General features: G+C 42.3%; 7 protein-coding genes. 2 read left to right on the forward strand and 5 right to left on the reverse strand.

Annotated features, from left to right (window positions below):
• Window positions 1-39: 39 nt before the first annotated feature.
• A complete protein-coding gene (locus CWC18_RS16590) occupies window positions 40-2,070 on the reverse strand; it encodes a bifunctional 2',3'-cyclic-nucleotide 2'-phosphodiesterase/3'-nucleotidase (RefSeq protein ID WP_138675718.1) in 2,031 nt (676 codons plus the stop codon).
• Window positions 2,071-2,523: 453 nt separating this feature from the next.
• Here CWC18_RS16590 and CWC18_RS16595 point away from each other — a divergent pair, with 453 nt between their 5' ends.
• Entirely contained in the window at window positions 2,524-4,584 is a 2,061-nt protein-coding gene (locus tag CWC18_RS16595) for a serine hydrolase domain-containing protein (protein WP_138675719.1), read from the forward strand.
• Window positions 4,585-4,680: 96 nt separating this feature from the next.
• On the opposite strand, the gene CWC18_RS21080 is transcribed toward CWC18_RS16595, so the two are convergent.
• Window positions 4,681-6,909: a YHYH protein gene (locus CWC18_RS21080; protein WP_171041140.1), complete on the reverse strand. Its 2,229-nt coding sequence runs from the start codon at window positions 6,907-6,909 to the stop codon at window positions 4,681-4,683.
• Window positions 6,910-7,651: 742 nt separating this feature from the next.
• Window positions 7,652-8,503 (reverse strand): LytR/AlgR family response regulator transcription factor, encoded by an 852-nt coding sequence (locus CWC18_RS16605; RefSeq protein ID WP_138591320.1) that lies wholly within the window; start codon window positions 8,501-8,503, stop codon window positions 7,652-7,654.
• A gap of 187 nt (window positions 8,504-8,690) precedes the next feature.
• Here CWC18_RS16605 and CWC18_RS16610 point away from each other — a divergent pair, with 187 nt between their 5' ends.
• Window positions 8,691-9,947, forward strand: coding sequence for an acyltransferase family protein (locus CWC18_RS16610; protein WP_138591321.1), 1,257 nt, complete (start codon window positions 8,691-8,693; stop codon window positions 9,945-9,947).
• Between the two features lie 213 nt (window positions 9,948-10,160).
• Here CWC18_RS16610 and CWC18_RS16615 read toward each other — a convergent pair whose 3' ends face one another.
• Together CWC18_RS16615 and CWC18_RS16625 are read right to left on the reverse strand one after the other, a co-directional pair.
• Window positions 10,161-11,084 (reverse strand): PD40 domain-containing protein, encoded by a 924-nt coding sequence (locus CWC18_RS16615; protein ID WP_138591322.1) that lies wholly within the window; start codon window positions 11,082-11,084, stop codon window positions 10,161-10,163.
• Between the two features lie 1,315 nt (window positions 11,085-12,399).
• Window positions 12,400-20,433, reverse strand: coding sequence for an ExeM/NucH family extracellular endonuclease (locus CWC18_RS16625; protein ID WP_138675720.1), 8,034 nt, complete (start codon window positions 20,431-20,433; stop codon window positions 12,400-12,402).
• Window positions 20,434-20,973 lie beyond the last annotated feature (540 nt).

Raw genomic sequence — 20,973 nt, forward strand, 5'->3', positions numbered from 1 at the left:
CGAAAGAGCAGGCATTGCGCTTGCTCTTAAGTAAATTGGCTAGTTAGGTTGAGTTAAGTCCAAGCGATACAAAGCAAAGCCGTCAGGATTGGTTTTGTTTAACGCTTGAATATGACCAAATTGCTGACTGTACGTTTTAGCATCGTCGCTATTAGAGCTAATAAACTGAATGTCAGCATGGCTATTTGGCGCAAATCCCCAGTTCATATCTGCTGACGGATCAAGTCCTTTACCGGCATTTTGTTCACTTTGATAAGCAATATAATCGGCTACTACTTGACGGTTTTCATTGGGTGAATCAATAACAATTTTATCTGCCCCAATGTTTGGGAAGTTACCACCACCAGACGCACGGTAATTATTGGTTGCCACTAAAAACTGCTGCGCTGCGGTCACATCTTTACCCTGATATTGTAATGACACAATGCGTTCACCATCAGACACTTTGACACCTTTACTGTCATAACGCGCTGGTTGCGCAACATCAATCTGGTAGGTAACACCGTCAATCACATCAAAGTTATATGACGGAAAAGCAGAGTTTATCAATGACTGAGTCTGGGCATTTTGGCTATCAACTTGGTTAAACTGCCCCGCAGACATCTCAAGCCATTCCTTGACTTCGGCGCCATTAAGCTTGAGGACTTTCAGTACATTCGGGTAAATATATAAATCAGCCACGTTACGATACGCGATGTCACCTTGTGCAATCGAGGTGTAATCATCTGCTCCGCCTCGACCCGCTCTAAATGGTGCGCCTGCAGACAATATTGGTAAATCTGCAAGCTCAGTGCCCTGTACAATTTTTTGGGTATACCAAGTTTGTGCATCCGTCACGATTTGTATCGACGGATCGTCATTAACTAGGGCAAAAAAGCTATTCACTGAACCGGTTACTTTTGCAAAAGGCTCATTGACCCATGTGCGTGTTTGCGTGTGCTCATGAGTGACCGCGGCTTCGACTTCTGGGTCATTGTCAACCAAGGCAATCGTTTGGCGATTATCACCTGTCTCATAAATTGCCTGAAGTGAAGATTGAGAGTCTGTAACTTGCCATTGACCCGCGTTGTACTGCAAGGTCAGATCAATTACTCCTAAATGATTACCCCAAAACCCAGGCATCACCGCAGCTACCCCATTGACCGTGCCTTTTTCTATATCAATGCCTTTATCTGCCATACCTTCATAACGGCTGCCGGGAAAGTTCGCATGCGCATGACCAAACAAAATGGCATCAATACCAGTCACTTTAGACAAGTGATAGCTGGCATTTTCTTCCATTTTTTTATGCTCAGCCACCTCAAGCCCTGAGTGCGGAATGGCAATTACAATATCAGCGCCTTTATGCTTCATTTCGGGCACATATTTTTTTGCCATTGCCACAATATCTTTTGCAATCACTTTGCCTTGTAAATTCGCTTTGTCCCACTGCATGATCTGTGGCGGCACAAAACCAATAAAACCAACTTTGACTGTGTGACTATTGCCTTGAGTGTCTGTAAATGTTTTGTCTTGAATAAGGTAGGGTGAGAATAAAGGCACGTCATTCGTTTCATCATCATCACCATCGTCTACAAATACGTTAGCCGAGATATAAGGGAAATTCGCGTCATCAATCGCCTCTTTTAAAAACTCAATGCCAAAATTAAATTCATGATTACCAATATTTGCTACATCATAATCCAAGGTATTCATGGCTTTATAAACAGGGTGCACATCGCCTTCGGCTAAGTTTTTAACTTTGGCCATGTAATCCCCTAACGGGCTCCCTTGGATCAAATCACCATTGTCTACCAACACTGAGTTGGTTGCTTGTGCACGCGCTTGATGGATTAAAGCGGCCGTTTTCACTAGCCCTACTTTATCGTCTTGCTTATCCGCAAAATAATTGTAATTCAGCAAGTTAGCATGTAAATCTGTGGTTTCTAAAAGGCGTAGTTCAATTTGTGTGCCCTGAGCTGGCGCTGGCACTGGTGTGATAACTTCTATGTCATTATTTGAATCAGAACATCCTGTAAATAGTGCAGAAGTACCGCATAAAACCGCCAATTGCAGTAATTTTGTTTTCATAATCCCTTTCTCATTTATCGTTTTTAGAAACACTACTATAGAAGGTGAAAAAGACATTTAAGCTAAAATAAAGTGGCAAATTGGTGCCAGATTTATGACAATTTTATATTTGAGAGTAAATAAAAAAACAGATGAAGTTTAGACCGTTTGTTAGTCAATTTACTCCGTGTTAATAGATGATTATTAAGCGAAATTGACAATAGCCATTTATATTGGCCATAGGTAATATAACTAACCTCAGCTCTGGATAAGCGAATTTGCCCAGTAAAGCTATTTTTCTCACTCTTGGCGCTGCTTTTATTTACAATAACCCGCTATTACTGCATAAAAGCGCCTTGATATTGAGCGAAATATCATCCTTGGATTATACGTCAGTTTGTTTTCAAGACATTTTCTATTCCAAAACCCTTACCCAAACCTGAGATTAACTAGGATAAATAAAAAGGATTCACAATGAACATACTCTGGACTGATCTTATTTTGATGTTGAAGCGCCTTAGTTTAATGCTAGTTATCTGCATAGGGTTAAATCAGCCTGTATGTGCCAGTGATCACCCCGTATGTTGTGGTCAGATCGTTCCTAACAATGACAAATCAAATAGACAAAACCCGTTAAAGCCCCGTTCAAAAATACAAGAGTTAAAAGGGTTACAAAAATATGTCGATTATTTAATAAACACAGAAATTGCACGGCACAATTTACCCGGGGTGGCTGTGTCTATCGTTAAAGATGACAAAATTGTCATGTTAAAAGGCTACGGCTTTGCTGATCTAAATAGCCAAATAAAGGTGGACCCTAATAACACGCTGTTTCGCATAGCATCTATCACCAAAACAATGACCGCCATTGCGATTATGCAATTAGCAGAGCAAGGAAAGCTCGCATTGGATACTGATATCAACGACTACCTTAGCGCGTTTAAAATCCCTAACACATTTAATGACCCCATTACGATCCGCGCTTTACTCAGTCATCGTGCGGGTTTTGAACAGGCCGATGCTGGTAACTTGTTTGTGCAAAACCCGTTAGAAATTTTGAGTACTGAACAATATTTGGCAACGCATATGCCCCAAAGAATTTGGCCACCCGGTCACTTGGTCTCTTATTCAAACTATGGCTTTGCTTTGCTTGGCTATCTCGTGGAGTTGCAGTCTGGGATGAACTTAGCGACGTATATGGATAAGGCTATATTTTCCCCGCTAGGGATGGGTTATACAACATTACGAGAGCCGATAAAAAATATCATAGCCTCCACGTCTATGCAGTCGGTATTAGAAAATCACCTTGCCACAGGGTATTTTCGAAATTCAAAAGGCCAAAATATCGCCAAAGCTTTCGAATTAGCGGGGCATATTGCCGGAGCAGGAGCAGCGTCTTCAACCGCACATGATATGGCGCTTTATATGCGTGCGCTAATGAGTAATAACAATCGTTTAGTTAACCGAGAGACTCACGAGCAAATGAAGCAACGGCTTTACAACGATAGGTCATTAGCAACAGGCATTACACATGGTATGTTTAATGACACCTTTAAAGGCTATCAACAACATCATCATTCAGGTGAAACCCTTACATTTTCATCTAATATGGTTATGTTCCCTGAGTTGCAATTGGGTGTTTTTATTTCAACCAACGCGGTTGAGCCGCAATCTCAATTAGTGCTCTTCTTAGCTACTGCAATCGTTAACAAATACTATCGACATCAGCTAACCCCCTCCCCGGCAGAATTTAAGGCAGAAAAACAGACTCAAACACACTCCTACAGTCAGTTTTTAAGTGAAAAAATAACTCAACGGCACCTAGAAGACTACACGGGAACGTATCTAACAACGCGCCGTTCATATACCCAATTAGAAAAACTATCAGCGTTAAATGGACCGACCTCTATCTCGATAAATAAGCAAGGTGAGCTCGTCATGACCAATTCAGGGCACCAACTAATCCTTAAACGGCTTAAAGAAAACGTCTTTCAAGGAGTATCTAAAGCGGCCCCAGTGTTTTATTTTTATCACGATGACTCGGGGAATATCGACCGCTTTTCAGCGAGTATGTACGCTGGTGATTATGAACGAGTGAGTTTTTTACAAAGCCCGTTGTGCTTTTATTTGGCTTTGGCGCTCGCTTCATTATTGTCGATGTCGACTTTATTACTCAGCGCTATGCGACGCTTTAAAAGTAATACACTGAGCAGAGCTGAGCTATTGGCATGTTGTTCCGCCGGAATGATATTAACGGCTGTGTTGGGTTTTATTTTTATGAATGTTGTTTTAGCAGTTGATGATTATGACTTTCTTGTAAACTTCCCTACGATTGAGGTAAAACTACTATTGAGTTTACTGATGGTCATTGCGCTAACGACCTTGGCTAAGGTGAGCTACTTGCCAGTGATATCGCGCCTTAGCTGCCTGCCTTTATTTTATAAAATACATTATTGGCTTTTTACACTGGGCTGCTTAAGTTTTATCTATGTATTTTGGATATGGAATGCGATTGGGTTTAACTATTTTACCTAAACTTTGTCCTGCTTAGGGATCAACATACTCAGATCTTACCAATGCCCGTTGTGGAGGCCTAACAACATTGACTTCCACAAAGAGCGTTACGGATGGTTAATGACGGTGTTCCCCCGCATCACCATGACTATGACTTCTACGCTGCAAGTTTTGCGGCCCTGCGGTAAAACTAGTATCAAGGTTGCCTTTAAAACAGCCTAGTACCCATGGGAAAGTATCGGTAATATAGTAGCCATACTGGCCATCGACGGTCATACCATTACACTCATCTAAATCACCTTGATTAGCTTGATATTCCCAGTCTCCTCTAAACTGTCCATCATAATTACTGCTTGCCACCGCACCAGTGCCACCAACAGGTGTAGTGTATCCAGATACAGCTTGACGTGCGCCTCCATTATTTTTAAGTACGTAACTTGAGGTTGCTTTACGAATAATGCCCGTATTTGAGTCTTTAAAACAACTCCCATATATTGGGTACCCATCGGCTGCAAAACCAATCACGGCAGATGAGCGACTACCACACGTTTGGTTGAACATAGCAACAGGGTTGCCATGATAATGATACTTACCAGAAGGCTGAGTATGCGCATTGTGTGAGTCAGTACCAAATGCATTCAAAGATGACATAGGATCATATCGCCAAGGGTTATCATTTTGGTCTGCACCACAGCCTATTTTTTCTTGTCCAATCGGCTCACTCCCCACGTCGTAGCATGCAGCGGGTAGTAAATCGAGCGTCACGCCATTGAGTAAAACGCCCTCTGTAGTCCCGATACCTTGTGCCGTTATTGAACTGGCCAATGTAGGCGTAATTGGTACGTTATACACTAAGTTTTGCTCTGAAGCATTGGTAGCAAAAGACGCAGTCTCATCATTAAAGTCATGATTTGGAATAGAGTTCATCGTAATGGTACACGTACTGTTATTCACCGTCAGCATCACATCGCCCGTAAAATCAGCCGCTCTTTTAATGTCACTGACGTTCGAGAAATAACTGCCTTCGTAATTACGACAACTGACGGCCTCGTTAGTGAATATCTTATCTGTGATATCCACACTAGTATTACTTGCCGTCACCTTCAGTGTATCTGTTGCTGATAAAGTACCAGAGGTTACAGTTAAGCTTAGCTCAAACACCCCTGCAATATCTGCGTTAAACTCCGCACTCACTTGCGCCTTATTATTAAGCTGTGCACTACTGTTGTCGGGTTTGCTCACCAACTGCCATTGATACGTTAAGCCTTCACCGCTACTTTGGCTGCCACTGAGCGCGACAAAGTCACCAACAATAACACTTTGGTCATCGCCAGCACTGGCAGTAGGTGCGCCAGCTTGTGCCTCTGCGGTTATCGTGATCATATCTGCCACAGAGTTCATTTTACCGTCATTGACAACCAAAGAAAGCTGATAAGTACCTGCGGAATCTGGCGTTAGCTGCACAGATTCTGACGTGCTACTTGAAAGTACAGTGTTACTTTGTGAGGGCTTACTCACAACACTCCAAGTATAACTAAGTGTGTCATTATCAGCATCACTACTGAGCGAACCGGATACGGTTACCACATCCGCAACACGCACTGTTTGGTCGCTACCAGCATTGGCAATAGGTGCTTGGTTCGTGGTCGATGCTTGTGCCACCACTGTCATTTTATCTTGGGTTGATTCAGTTTGCCCATCACTGACCGTTAACCCCAGCTCATAATTACCTGCAACGTCAGCCGTGAACTTTGCATTCACCAATTGTGCATCTGTTAGCGCCGCATTACTGCCATTGGGTTTAGACACAAACAGCCATTGGTAACTCAACGTATCACCATCAGGATCTTGACTTGCAGCCCCCGATAACGTTACCTCTGTGCCTGGTACTACTTGTTGATCGCTACCCGCATTCGCAATAGGCATTTGATTGACTGCGGACGCATTCACCGTCACTGTATCTTGGCTTGAATTAACCGTGCCATCATTCACAACGAGACCCACAGTATATTGCCCAGCAATATCTGGCGTGAACGTCGTGTTACTGCTTGTGGCATTGGCTAAGCTAGACTGGCTTGACGCTGGCTTTGTAATAAACTGCCATTCAAATGAGAGTGTATCTCCATCAGCATCTTGGCTTTGACTGCTACTCAATGTCACAACGGCCCCCACAGAAACCGATTGCTCACTACCCGCGTTTGCCACTGGTGCTGAATTACTCACCACCACACTGTTGCCATCATCCGTATTTGGCGTTGTCACTGAATCGCTATCACTCCCTCCCCCGCACCCACTTAGCATGCCCGAAGATACTAGCATCAACCCTAATAACCTTTGTCTTGTCATGATTTACTCTCTTTAGATGCAACCCAATAAGTCTTGGCAATAAGCACAGTTATTACCACGGTGATGATAAGAAATTTAGAAAGTAAATGTGCAAAGAGTATGCACGGATCAAATCTATACTGTTTTTTACAACAAAAAATACATAAATCCCTATTTAAGGTGCAGAGCACATGCACTACTAGGTACAAGCACCCTACATAAATTTAACCATATGGTGTGCATTTTTGTGACGTTAGCGACTGTACTGTGTTAGTTTAATCAACGTGTTACTTCACTAAAACCAGCACAAAACGTACTTTACCTGTGTGAAATCGCGTTAGTATAAGTACTTAATAAACTGGCTAAACAATTATTGAGGTGAATAAAATACAGAGAATTTTACTTGGTATACTACTTATTGCGCTTCAAGACTGTGTTCATACTCCCGAATCAATAGCGCCCATGGAATCAAAGCTTGCTTCTATTGGCCATACAGCGCTTAGAGATAATTTAAAACCACATTTTTAAATTGTTCAACGAGTCAGAGCGACGAACTGTTAACCTTATAAGTTTTTCTTATTAATCAAATTCATCACTCAACTAAGTACTAAGAACACGCAAAGCGCGCTTTGAAGTTGCAAAACAAAAAATAAGTAATTGATGTATAGTTAAATTTATTTTTTAAATTGTTCCCGCCCCTTTTTTAAAACATCAATTAGCCTGAAGCCCCTAATGTGAGGCTAAGCTTGCATTAATATAAAAATTAGCTGTCAATCAATAGGAGTGATTTAAACTGCTCTTTGTAACGTCTTGATAGATTTATTTTTTTACCATTTTTCAGGGTGATTTCGCTATCTCCACTGTGTATTGGCATGATCGAACAAATGGCATCTAACCGAACTGCATAACTACGATGAACCCGACAAAACCCCTGAGAAATGAGTTGCTCACTGAGCTTGGTTAACGTTGTTCTGAGCGGATAAACTCGCCCATTAATATGTAAATTAACGTAATTCCCTGAAGACTCTATCCACTCAATCTCACTCACTTTAATAATAAACTCTTTGCCTAACTTTCTCACTAGCAAGCGTTCAAATTGCGGCTGCACTGACTCTTCGGCGCTTTGCAACACTCGAGCCTCACCTTTGAGTTGAGCCATAAAATATTGATAACCTTTTATCACTACAATCAGAAAAGCAAAGCTCAATAAATCTTTACGGTACTCGTATAAGAACTCATACCACAATAAGCCAAAATCATAATCACGATTTTTACTCCAATACACAAGCTCCCTAATGCCAACCATTATACTGACATGCAACACACTAAATATAATAGATGCTAGCAAATAGACTGACAGTGAGCGACCCATTGCCTGAAAGTTAAATGGATAAGCTGTCAGTAAATATACAATACTCGGTACAAGCGCCAATGTCCCCAGTGCACTACTATATTCCCAAATAAATGGTTCCCACCATTCAAACAGCAGGTTATTCAACCGTTGCGCTTCCATAATATCTGACGTGGCATTAATGGTGTTATTAATGAAAATATACGCAGCTAAAAAACACACACCATAAAGATTCGAATACTGTAAAAAGTGTGGTGAACGCATCGTGACATAACCTTATTTGTTTGATGGTTCTCCAGACTATCAATTAACTGAGTTTACCCCAAGTTGTTTATCCCTGTATTCCTCCGCTTATCCCTAGTAGCTGTTTTTTAAGCACATATTAATATGAACCCACCTCAAATTAAGAAAAGCTATACACATCTAATCACACCATTTTATAGGGTTATTTATGCTAAAGCGCATCATAGCATTGTGGCAATCATCAATATTTTCATTGCAAACAACAGAGCGTATGGTTGAGCTAGATTGGCTTCGAGTCCTTGCCTTTGGCTTATTGATTTTTTACCACACCGGCATGTTGTACGCTCAAAATTGGGGTTATCATTTTAAAAGTTCGCACATAAATACCCATATCGAAAGCTGGATGTTATTGCTATCACCATGGCGAATGGGGGTAATTTGGTTTATTTCTGGCGCAGCATTAAGTAGCATTTTACAAAAAACACCAATGACACACGTGCTACTCAATCGCTCGATTAAAATCTTGTTGCCTTTGCTTGTAGGAGTGTGGATTGTCGTACCGATTCAGCTATATGCGCAAATGCAACAGGAAGTCGGGCTATCAATGAATTACGTCGAGTTTTATAATGCTTTTTTAGATTTATCCCACCCTTTATTCACACAATACCAAGCAGGTATTTGGCCCCACGTTGATGTCAATCATCTTTGGTATCTGCGCTCACTTTGGCAATTTACTCTCTGGATACTGGTCGTATTACCAATTTTACGGAGCAATTGGCTGCAAAAATTTATTCAATATTGTTTAAAACAACCGTTTATTTTCGTTTGCTTAGGGCTATTGCTCCCTCTATGGGTCCTTAAGTTAACTTGGCCAAACGAAACATATCGTTACCCTATGGGGTTTGTATTTTTGTTATATGGCTTTTTATTGGTACATCACACAACGTTTTTTACTCAGTTATGCCGATATTGGCAATGGCTACTTGGGTTATTCGCCTTCACATACATAATAATTGTTTATGGCTACCAAGCGATTTGGCTCAGTAGCAGTAGTCTTCACTGGCAACTTGTGAGCATGAATATGATATACACGGCTCAAAGCTTGCTGGGTGTATTGGCAATACTGGCATTAGCCACACGTTTTTTGAAACGCCCCTCCAAGCTACTGACAAACCTAAACACGGTTGTTTTCCCATTTTATATTTTCCACCAAAGCGTCATTATCGCTCTTGCTTACAGCTTAAGTACGTTAAAACTAGGCCCTTGGCTTGAAGCCTTCATTATTTTATTAGGGACATTTTTGGTGTGCGCAATACTCTGCTTTATTGTATCGAATGTTAAAATCCTAAGACCGCTTTTTGGTATGGACACCAATTACCCCTACTCAAAAAGAGTGGCATTAATTGGCAAAACTGTCTCAATTATAGCGATAACACCTATGGTAATAAAACTATTAATAGTTTAACAAAAACCACCCCATAATGAGATACCAAGCCCCTATGCTTATTATTTTTAAGCCTAAAGCCTTGTCCAAAGGCTTTAGGGCAATTATTTAACCCCCGGTTTAGATAAGGGTTTTGGAATAGAAAATGTTTTGAAAACAAACTTACGTACAATCCAATAATGATAGTTTGCTCAATCACCCTGCGCCTCGTCGTTTACCCTACAACACAGGTACTTACTTGTTAAAATACTGCTGTTTTAATTGGGTGATCACCTGTGTACTCACCCAATAAAGATTAGACGCACCACTGGGTTCGTTATAGCGCCCAAAGAATAAAAACTGACCATCTGGTGTAATTCTCGGCGCCGTTTCTGTGTGCTTAGTATTTACTGCTGGACCCATATTAATCGGTTTTGACCATGAGCCGTCTTTTTCTTTAAAGTAAATAAATATATCGTGATCTTTTCTTTGTTCATCATCTGTATTTCGCGCATTTACTAATAAGTAATCGTTTGTAGTTGACATAAAGCCATGAATACCAAATTCAATGTCCATTGGCTTAGGCACAAGAAAGTTACCCTTGTCATTTTTTGCGTAATACATTTTCCGCTCTGACATATTGGTGAAAACTAAGTCTCCATTTCGTCCTTGATTCATATCAGATAACCGGCCTGTGTTATACGGCAATTCATATCTTTGCGCTTCACTAAAACCACTTTCAGTGCGAGTGACATACCACACACCAGATCCTTTGGAGTCTGGTTTACGGCCAGTAAAGTAAATTCTGTTATCATTTAGGCTTGCATAAGGCAGTAATTCATAGGTCATTTTACCTTTGGTGAAATTAGCCTTTTTGGGTTTTGTCCATCGCTTATTTTCAAGTGTGGAATAGTAAATTTGTGGGTTTGTGTCCACGCCTTCTATTATGTCTAACGTGGTAAAATACATTGCAGTTAAGTCTGGCGAAAATGAAATACCAAACTCATAACGCCCCTCAACTGACACCATATCGGGTGCAAACAACTCAGCCACCACGCCTGGAGTTTTCTGGCCAAACCATGGCCCCTGAAAGTCACTAAGCGATTCATTAGCACTTGAATGACTTGCCATAGTTATAGAGGCGATTAACAAAAAGATTGATAAGGTAATTTTATTCATTTTATATCCTTAAACTTTCCAAAGGCAGGATGGCGCCTACCTATATCCAAAATGGCTGGTTGTGCATGTATCAGTACATTACTTTGACTTTAGGCACTGTATATCAATTCATTGGTCTATCAATCTTATAATTTCTAACAAGATTGAAACTGCATTCAATCTATCAAATACAAAGTAAAGTGCATGTGATCCAATGTAAACTAGTGTAAAGGTTCAACAAGAGAGTGTGACTTGACGATGAGATAAATGACAATTTAGAAGCTAAAAAACGTGCGAATAGATGATAAATATATGGCAAAACTCTCTACTAAGTGTGGCTGCAAAAAATTCCACTGCGTACTTTTAGTTTTGAACCCCGAAATAACCAGCTACTCAACCTTGCCGTAAAATGCTTAAAAGCCGTGCGATTGAATATTTAAACTTTTTCGGAACAAGTCTCGCCTAAATAACGATTCTAATTACCTAAAAGACGGTGTATGGGGCCAGTATTGCGTATAATCTTAGCTGTTGGCGGGGCTTTATACCGCGCATATAAAGGCTAGACATTAGTAAGAAAATTCAACCCTTCGTCTCCCTGAACTTGATTCAGGGTCCACATAACAATTCAAATTCGTGTCATTTAACCCATCTGCTTTCTAAAAAATAATGGATTCTGACCTGCGTCAGAAAGACGGAGTACTCCATTTCACCTAAACTCGTTGGCGAGGCTTTATGCCACGCATATAAAGGTTAGAAGTTAGTAAGTAAATTAAACCAATTTCGTCTCCCTGAACTTGTTTCAGGGTCCACAAGTCAATTCAGCTACACGTCATTTAGCCCCATCCTCTTCCTAAACAAAATGGATTCTGACCTGCGTCAGAAAGACGGAGTATGGGGCCAGCATTGCGTATAATCTTAACTGTTGGCGGGGCTTTACACCGCGCATATAAAGGTTAGACGTTGGTAAGAAAATTCAACCCTTCGTCTCCCTGAACTGGTTTCAGTGTTCACATATCATTTCAGCTACACGTCATTTAGCCCCATACTCTTCCTAAACAAAATGGATTCTGACCTGCGTCAGTAAGACGGAGTATGGGGCCAGCATTGCGTTTCATATTAGCTGTTGGCGGGGCTTTACGCCGCGCATATAAAGGCTAGACGTTAGTAAGAAAATTCAACCCTTCGTCTCCCTGAACTTGATTTAGGATCCATATGTCAATTCAGCTACACGTCATTTAGGCCCATGTATCGATAAAAAAGCACGACATTCTAAACATAAAAAAACCCTTATTAGTTGATCCTAATAAGGGTTTATATTTAATAACTTATGTTTTGGTTAGCGTCTTACTCGTCGTACCAAGGCAGGTACTAACAACAAATATATCAGCACTGGGAAGCTACCGCCGCTAGACGATTGTGTTGCATTATTCGACTCCACTGCCGCTCTGGCTTTAACCGTCACGTCAACATTACCTGTGCTTTGCATACCGTGTTCGTCAGCCACAATGTAACTAATCGTCACTTGGCCTTCACTGCCTATAACCGGTTGATACACTAATTGCTCTGCCTCAACTGATACCGCGCCAGAACTGGCCACGGCACTTAACAAAGACAATGCGTCATTATTGGGGTCTGTGTCATTTTTTAATACATCAATCACACTGCTTTCATCATTAAACACGGTCGCGCTATCATTGTGTGCAATTGGCGCGTGATTTTCTTCATTCACCGTGGCAGATATGGTCACTGTGACATACGCGTTGGCAGTCTCACCTTGACCATCACTGATGGTATACGCAATCCGGTCGCTACCAACAAAGTCTGCGGCACTGTCATACAACAACGTCGAGTCACTGTTTATATGTACGCGCCCGAACTCTGCATACGCACTAATGACGTACAAGGCATCATTATCAGCGTCGGTGTCGTTATTTAGCACCGATACGACCGCTTGCGTATTTTGTGACATAATCATCGTATCATCTACCGCAACAGGTGCCTGATTATCGCTCACCGCAACGCTCACACCACCTGGGTCGACAATTTTGCCGTTCTTTAAACCGTCTGCATCATATTGACCACCATCTACTAGGGTCAACCGTACACACCAAGCCCCTTCGATTAAACCAGATTGCCAGCTCGGATCATCTATAGCAGGACAATGCCCTTGTTGCCCCATAGCAGAGTGTAATTCATTGCCATTTTCTTCAACGAAGGTGATCCACCCTTGCTCTGGCAAGAATTTACGATACTGTGCATTGGCTGGGATTGCAGACTGTTGAGGTAACACAACCTTAACGCTCGACACCCCACTGGCAGTAGTCACAACGAAATCGAAAATCCCGCCTTGATTTTTCATGCCAGTATCTAAGCTTAAATGCGCTGAGTTTGCGATCTGCTCTTCATTCAGTCGCGCATTGGCAGCCCCTAAACTGGCGCTGCCTAACGACATACACACACCGGTTTCGACTTCTATTAATCCAGTACGCCACTCATTTTTTTGAGTTGGTAAAACGTTACACTGGCTATCAATTGGATCTAAGTAATTGGCAATGCCGTCACCATCATCATCAGCAAATCCTTCCAATGCATCATTGAGCAAATCGCCATCGGTGTCTTTCGTTTCATCAAGGGTTGGCGTAACTGCAACTAATTTAAAATACACATTTTGCGTATCTTGTAATCCCTCTTCATCAGTCACAGTCGCACTCAATTGATACATACCCGGTACAAGTGTTTGCGGGTCAATACTCAGCTCATTCGACTGTGAAGTACTATTAACTACCCCATCCGGTAGTTGCCAGTTTATGGTATATGAATCATCAGGATTTTGGTCAGTTACCGCCGCATGTATCAGAATATCGCCATCTTGCTGCGACATAGTGGTACGCAGTTGATCCGCTTGCGTCGCACTTAGCGTCACAACCGGAGCAAGGTTTAATTCAGATATCACAATTTCATGATTCGTTTGCTTACTTAAGTTTTGCTCATCACTTTGCAAAGTCAACACGATTGATTCACCACTGTCGGCTAACGTATCACTCAACACGTCAATTTCAATCTGTCCGTGTGTCCCTTGTGCGATCACCAGTTCACCACTTGGTGAAGCGAAGTCATCGGTGCTTGCCGTACCACTGATTGAGTACCCAAGTGTTACTGGGTACTCAAAATGTGTACCACTTAGTACCACAGAGATCACCGCTTTATTGCCTTCAAGTACCACTTGGCTTGGCGATGAAAAACCAACCAAAGGTTTAACGTTTACTTGCTGGGCGACTTTATCACACACCTCATTACTACATGCTTGCCAGTAAACTCTGTTAAACCCTGAAGGTAAATGTTCACTTCCTTCACGCGTAACAGCAATAGCCTCACCAGCCACATTTATCGCAGTTGCAACGCCCAAGTCTACTTGGGTAAATTGCCCGGTTGCGTTAACCGTTATTGGGTTTGGTACGGTGATCGTCGGTGCTGAACCTTGCTGTTGCTTTATTTCCAATAACCCTTCGTCACGCCCGCCGAATCCATCTGCAATAGCGTAACGCACCTGTGCGTGGCCTTGGAATGTATCAGTCGTGGTAAAACGAATGGTATTGTCAACAACCATCACAGACCCCGCGTCTGTACTTACCGCAATTAAGGTCAATACATCATTGTCAGCATCAAGGTCGTTCTCTAATACGTCAATAAGTACAGAATCTTCATTGCTATCAAGTTCAAAAGTATCATCATGGGCGATAGGTGATACATTTTTAGTATTAATAGTGACATGCACTGTGGCAGCGCCAGTCACCGTGCCATCACTTATTGTATAGGTAAGTGCTGCACTGCCAGTGTTAAGTTGAGGCGCTTGATAAATAAGGGTGTTATTACTGATGCTAACTGCACCCACATCAGCCGACGCAGAAACAATATTTAATGTGTCATTATCGATATCAGAATCATTGCTTAGTACATCGATTGTTGTTGCACTACGCGCAGAGGCAAGTGCTGTGTCGTTATTTAACACTGGTGCATCATTCACGGGCAGTACGGTAATCTTGGCAATAGCACTCGACGTGGCACCTTGAGAGTCTTCAATGGTGTAACTTAGCGTCGCAACCCCATTAAAGTGAGCGCTCGGCGTGTAAGTCAGTGTTGAAGCGGTATGTGTCACAACGCCTTTTCCTGACATAATCGTCGCCGCACTAATTTTCAATGCGGCGGTGTTTTCATCGATATCATTGTCAATAACAGATACTGTGACGGCGTTATCTTCATTGGTGGTCGCGGCATCATCTTTTGCTACTGGCGCTTGATCCTTGGCGGTAACAGTCACTGTTACTGTTGCAATCGCAGTGCCATTGGCACCATCGTTGATCGCATAGTTTATCGAGGCCTCTCCCACAAAGTCTGCATTTGGCGTAAATAATATATTTGCCCCAGACCAACTCACCGAACCCACCTCATTAGAGAGCGTTGCAGAGGTAATAAAAAGCGTATTGCCTTCTGGGTCTTGGTCATTAGCTAATACATTAATATTAACCGACTCACCTTGCACCGTTTCAGCGGTATCATCATTCGCAATCGGTGCTTGGTTTACTGGTAATACTACAGCCGCTAAATCAAAGTCTGCAATCACAGGGTCATGATCAGATGAACGATACGGTGTTTCACCAAACCACTTGGCTTGTTGAGCTTCAGTTTTATCCTCAGTATTGTAATCAAGCGCCGTCGCTTCATCAGCGTTAATGTGCCAGTGCATCACTTGCGCAACGCTATCCACTGAAGTATTTGCCGTTAATAAGTGGTCTAAACTTCCAGCCACCCCGGAGTAATAATATGAATAATTTTCGCCCGTGCCTTTGGCTAAATTTACATTAGTAAACCCTGCGTTATAAAACTCTAGCATAGGCTCTTCATAGGCGTAGGCATTAAAGTCTCCTAAAATGGCAAATATTGGTTCATCATTACTATATACCTCAGTGCTCATTGCACTGCGCGATTTCAGATCTGGGGCATTCAACTTTGCCGTTTTACCGAGGCTTTTAAGTAATGTTTTTGATGCCAATACACGCTGGCCATTACATGCGCCTTGCACATCATCATCCATATCTGCGCCACAAGAGCCCCCTTTCGAGCGGAAGTGGTTCACAATCACTTTTATTTCTTTACCACCAGTGATTGGCATAAAGCTCTGCATCATTGGCGGGCGATGTGCTTTGGTTTGTTCATCAAATGGCGCGTCAGTTATCACCTGTGGTACACCAACCGGCTGTACTCTATTACTACGATAAATAATCCCAACGGTAACCGCATCAGAGCCGACTTTGTCTAATTTCGGATTAACAAATTGCCAAGTGTGTTGCTGATCGCGCTCGTTTAACCCATCAATCAAGTTTTGAATCGCACTGCTACGACCAAACCCACTATTTTCTATTTCCATTAAGCCCACAACATCCGCATCCATGGCTGTAATAGCCCGGATAATTTTGCTGCGTTGACGCTTAAATTCTTTTTCGTTATTGGCACCTCTCCCTTTAAAATCAAGGAAATAGTTCAAAACATTAAAGCTTGCGACACGAATATGTGGTGATGATTTTCGGGCAAAAGGTTTGCCGCGCCGTGCATTTACATTATCAAATTGAGGCACAGTGGTTGGCAGTAACTTATACTTGCCGAACCCGTAATGGATCACACCACTAAAGCCTGAAACCTGCGCCCCTGAACGAAGCGGTTTGTCTGCACTAAATTGCGGGTAGTAGCTAATGCTTTCTGGATTGCGTTGTGTAGAATCGTCGTCTATCAATAGTACATTTCGAGCGTTCAAATCTGCGAGTGCTTGACGCTTTGGGTCGCCCTTACGGTATTTATTGGTCGGTTGCACACGCATGCCGTTAGATAATAATATCTCTCCATACTTTGTGAAGTTATGACTCAAAGTGACATGTAGCTTTTGAGGCAGCGTGACCCACATCCCTTCTAAAGACTCTTGCATAAAGTTTTCCGCAAACGGTAAATTAACCTGCGTTGGCGTTACCTTCGTCAATACATTGGTGGCACATGTGGTTATGTTTGCAGCGTCATTAAGTTGCGTTAAACCGTATTTTTCAGCCACTTTCGCTGTAAAACGAACTTGCTGGCCCACCGTAACCTCTGTGGCTGTATGCGCCACAAATATGCCTTCAGAAGTGGCTGTATTATCATCTTTTTGTGTGTCTTCTTCTTGTACAAAAAAGCCACCATGCTGGCCTGCACCTTGATAGCTTGCCACCACAATACCTTCTACCACGACACTTTTATCAACCAGTGGGCTTGTACTCTTCGCGCCTTGAATGGCACTGATTAAAGTCGCGCTATCACCACATTTGCCCAGTTCAACCGGTGATGTGCCGCTAGAACCACATGCTGCCGTACCACTGCACCCCAAGCCATCAGCAAGGTTTTTAGCAAAGCCTTGCCATTGTGCGCTTGGGTTAAATACATCTTCGCCGTTTACATCACCGGCTGTAATACCCGCTTTGCGTCGTAGCGTTTTATCTTTTGTTGATGTCTCGCCTGAGCCCCAGCTACTGCCTGGATCTGTCCCTAATTGACCAAACACATCGGTGACTTTCTCATCAACCATAAGCACCAAAGTATCGTCACCATTAAAATAAGTCACCGTACTGGTGCTATTTTGACGCCCCTTTATCTCTTCATTGGCACCACTATTGGCAATCACATAGCTTGCTTTATCGGCTAATACCCCTGATAAGATTTGCGAGCGTAGCCCTTCGGTTGCAAGTGGTTTACCATTGTCCGCAAGCACTATTTTAACGCGACTTAAATCTAGGCTCTCCCCCGAGAAGTTAGTGATCTCAATCGCTTTGTTATTGCTGCTGCCTTCAATATATTCGGTAAAAATGACATTATTTACCGGCGTATCATTACTGACTAAAATTGAAAAAGGCGCAAGTTCAACCGCTGTAGTATTGCCATCAGTCACACTGATAACAATCCCGTTATAACTCCCTTTGTCCGAAGTCGTTGGCGTGCCTGACAGCTCACCCGTACTGGTATTAAATGCAGCCCAGCTTGGTTTATTAACAATGCTAAAGGTTAAACTATCGTTGTCACTGTCATGGGCTGTAGGCACAAAACGGTATGTTTGATTAATTAATACACCCGTACTCGGTACGCCTGACAGTGTGGGGGGATGCTTAATGGTTTTTGGGTCAACCACGTCAATATTAAACGCCGCCAAACTCGTACTGAATACACCATCGCTCACAGAGATTTGAATATCACGATATGTCGTAACATCAGCTATTTCAGGCGTCCCAGTCAATGCACCCGTGACGCTATTAAACTCAGCCCATGTTGGTTTATTCACCACGGAAAACGCTAACGTATCACGATTCACGTCGCTTGCTGACGGCACAAAGCGATAGGCACTGCCAGCACCGATGCTAAGTACCGGGGAGCCGCCAATAACTGGCGCTGTCGGACCTATTTTTGGACAGGTTTTCCCAAACAACAATTCAGCAAACTCGCCATTATCGACAAACGGATTACGGTTGCCCTGCTGTTCTACTATGCGTTGATGGCGATCACGCTCTAGGGTATCGATAGGATCCTGACGATGCCACTGCATTAAATTACATAGGACACCTAACGTTGGTGACTTACTGCCACTTACCGTGTTAACCAGTTCTAAATCAGGCATGTTGCCGTCAGTACCATCGTAGCGTACGGCCATGTAAAACATCATACGCGCTGCATCACCTTTGACTGCATCACGTGGCTCAAACGAGTCATCATCAGTAAAGTTACCAGGCGCTCCACTTACCGGAGCCCCCCCCTCATCATAATCTTTATTACTACGCGCAGAATTTACTTTTACATTGGTAGGGCGTAAATGATGTATATCAGTGTAACCATATTGATTCTGTTCAGGAAAACCATGAGACTTTGGCCAGCTGTGCTCTCGGTTCCACTGTGTTGTTCCGCCACCATTGGTATTTTTGGCTTGGCTGCGACCAGAGTAAAACAAAATCACATTCTCTGAGTTTTGTGGATCTTCATCTGAGTACTTAAGTGCGTCCCATACCTGCGAATAGGTCATTTGCTGCTGACCTTGACGTGCGATCAGGGCTAACGCCTGCTCAAGTTCTGTATCAGTTTTGCCAATTGCTGAGGCATAGTATTGGCTGTAATCATAATTACTGCCTGGCTTGTCTGTCACCGTAATAGAGAACGACGGCAGACTTTGCGCAGTATTGTGTCCATCAGAAACAGAGATGGTAACATCAGCATACACCCCAACATGTACTTCATTTGGCGCACCACTTAATTGACCGGTTTTTGTATCAAACACAGCCCAACTGGGTTTATTATTAATTGTAAAAGTCAGTGTATCGTTTTCAACATCCGTCGCTTTTGGCGCAAAGCTGTAAGACCGAGTTGCTTGAATCGACAATGCTGGCGTGCCGGTGATTTGTGGTACATCGTTCGTACTAGCAGGCCTGACCAAAATAGAAAAAGATGCCAGCGCATCAGAAGCAGTCCCATCATTGACAGTTATCACAATACCAGTATGGCTACCAATATCAGCAGCTGTTATGTCTCCTGAAAGCTGACCTGTTGTTGTATCAAATTCAGCCCATTCAGGTTTATTTTCAATCGTAAAAATAAGGGAGTCGTTATCAAGGTTGGTCACACTTGGCGTAAAGTCATAGCGGGTACCGGCATTAACAACTGTTTTGGCAGCCCCACTAATTTTAGAAGGTATATTACCATCTCCACCACATGCCGCGACCCCAGAGCAGCCTAAACCATCAAAGGTATCTTTAGCAAAACCGACCCACTCATTAGATGGGATAAACGCGTCATCATAGATCGTATCTCCCACAATAATGCCTGTTTTACGACGTAATGTTCTATCGAGTGTGCTCGTCTCGCCACTGCCCCAGCTTTTACCCGGATCTGTACCCACTTGCCCAAAGCTATCAACCACTTTGCCATTTAAAAATAGCGTTAACGCGTCATTACCATTGAAGCTAGTCGCATTACTGGTTGTATTACTGAACGCTTTAAGCGCATCGACCGCGCCACCATTGGTCAATACATAACTGCTTCCTGCAGCTAAAGTACCAGAGAGTACAATAGGCGTAACATCAGCATGAACTTTACCATTGGTGGTTAATGCAATTGAAACCTGAGTTAAATCGACGCTAGATACGCCAACATTGGTGATTTCTAGTGCTTTGTTACTACCACCTCCTTCAACATACTCAGTAAAAATAACATTGGCTGTCGCTTGACCCATAACAAGGTTCGCACATACCCCGGCAATTATACTGCGTTTTAAATATCGCAATCGCCTGTAAGCGCGTGTGTAATTAGACATAATATTCCCGTGTGTGTATTTTATCTCTTTGGTTTTAATAAAGTTATTAAAATCGAGATTTATTAGCTTACTTTTTATACAAAAAAGCCCATTCACAAAATAGGCTGGGACTATAATAATGTATTATGAATTATTTATTAAAATTAAATTAATTACTCAAATTGAATTTACAACAAAAAGCAGCGGAAAAAATTAACAAATAGAAAGCTAAAAACACAAACTTAAGATACTGATAAAATTAACTTAAATATGATAAATGCATAAGTAATCTTCTACTACCAATGTAAAAAGCAAGACTGTCATTATTAGCAAAAACAAAATAAACACATTTTAGATACAATTGAAACCTATAATAAACAAGTTGGAACGGTATTATTTTTACATTCGTTTACATTGTGTGTAAATAACATACGATTTAAGATGGGCTTATGTCTTGCGTTACTTATTAATTGCAACAACGCCTCATTGTTCTACTTTTATCCAGAACACTTGCTGACAGTGAGTGCGAATTGCGGCCAGAACCACCTGACAAATTCGAGT

Source organism: Pseudoalteromonas aurantia (genome assembly GCF_005886875.1).
Classification (GTDB): domain Bacteria; phylum Pseudomonadota; class Gammaproteobacteria; order Enterobacterales; family Alteromonadaceae; genus Pseudoalteromonas; species Pseudoalteromonas aurantia_A.

What these genes read in the sequence shown, in the direction of transcription:
- CWC18_RS16590 (WP_138675718.1), bottom strand. Translation starts at nt 2,070, where the DNA reads ATGAAAACAAAATTACTGCAATTGGCGGTTTTATGCGGTACTTCTGCA.
- CWC18_RS16595 (WP_138675719.1), top strand. Translation starts at nt 2,524, where the DNA reads ATGAACATACTCTGGACTGATCTTATTTTGATGTTGAAGCGCCTTAGT.
- CWC18_RS21080 (WP_171041140.1), bottom strand. Translation starts at nt 6,909, where the DNA reads ATGACAAGACAAAGGTTATTAGGGTTGATGCTAGTATCTTCGGGCATG.
- CWC18_RS16605 (WP_138591320.1), bottom strand. Translation starts at nt 8,503, where the DNA reads ATGCGTTCACCACACTTTTTACAGTATTCGAATCTTTATGGTGTGTGT.
- CWC18_RS16610 (WP_138591321.1), top strand. Translation starts at nt 8,691, where the DNA reads ATGCTAAAGCGCATCATAGCATTGTGGCAATCATCAATATTTTCATTG.
- CWC18_RS16615 (WP_138591322.1), bottom strand. Translation starts at nt 11,084, where the DNA reads ATGAATAAAATTACCTTATCAATCTTTTTGTTAATCGCCTCTATAACT.
- CWC18_RS16625 (WP_138675720.1), bottom strand. Translation starts at nt 20,433, where the DNA reads ATGTCTAATTACACACGCGCTTACAGGCGATTGCGATATTTAAAACGC.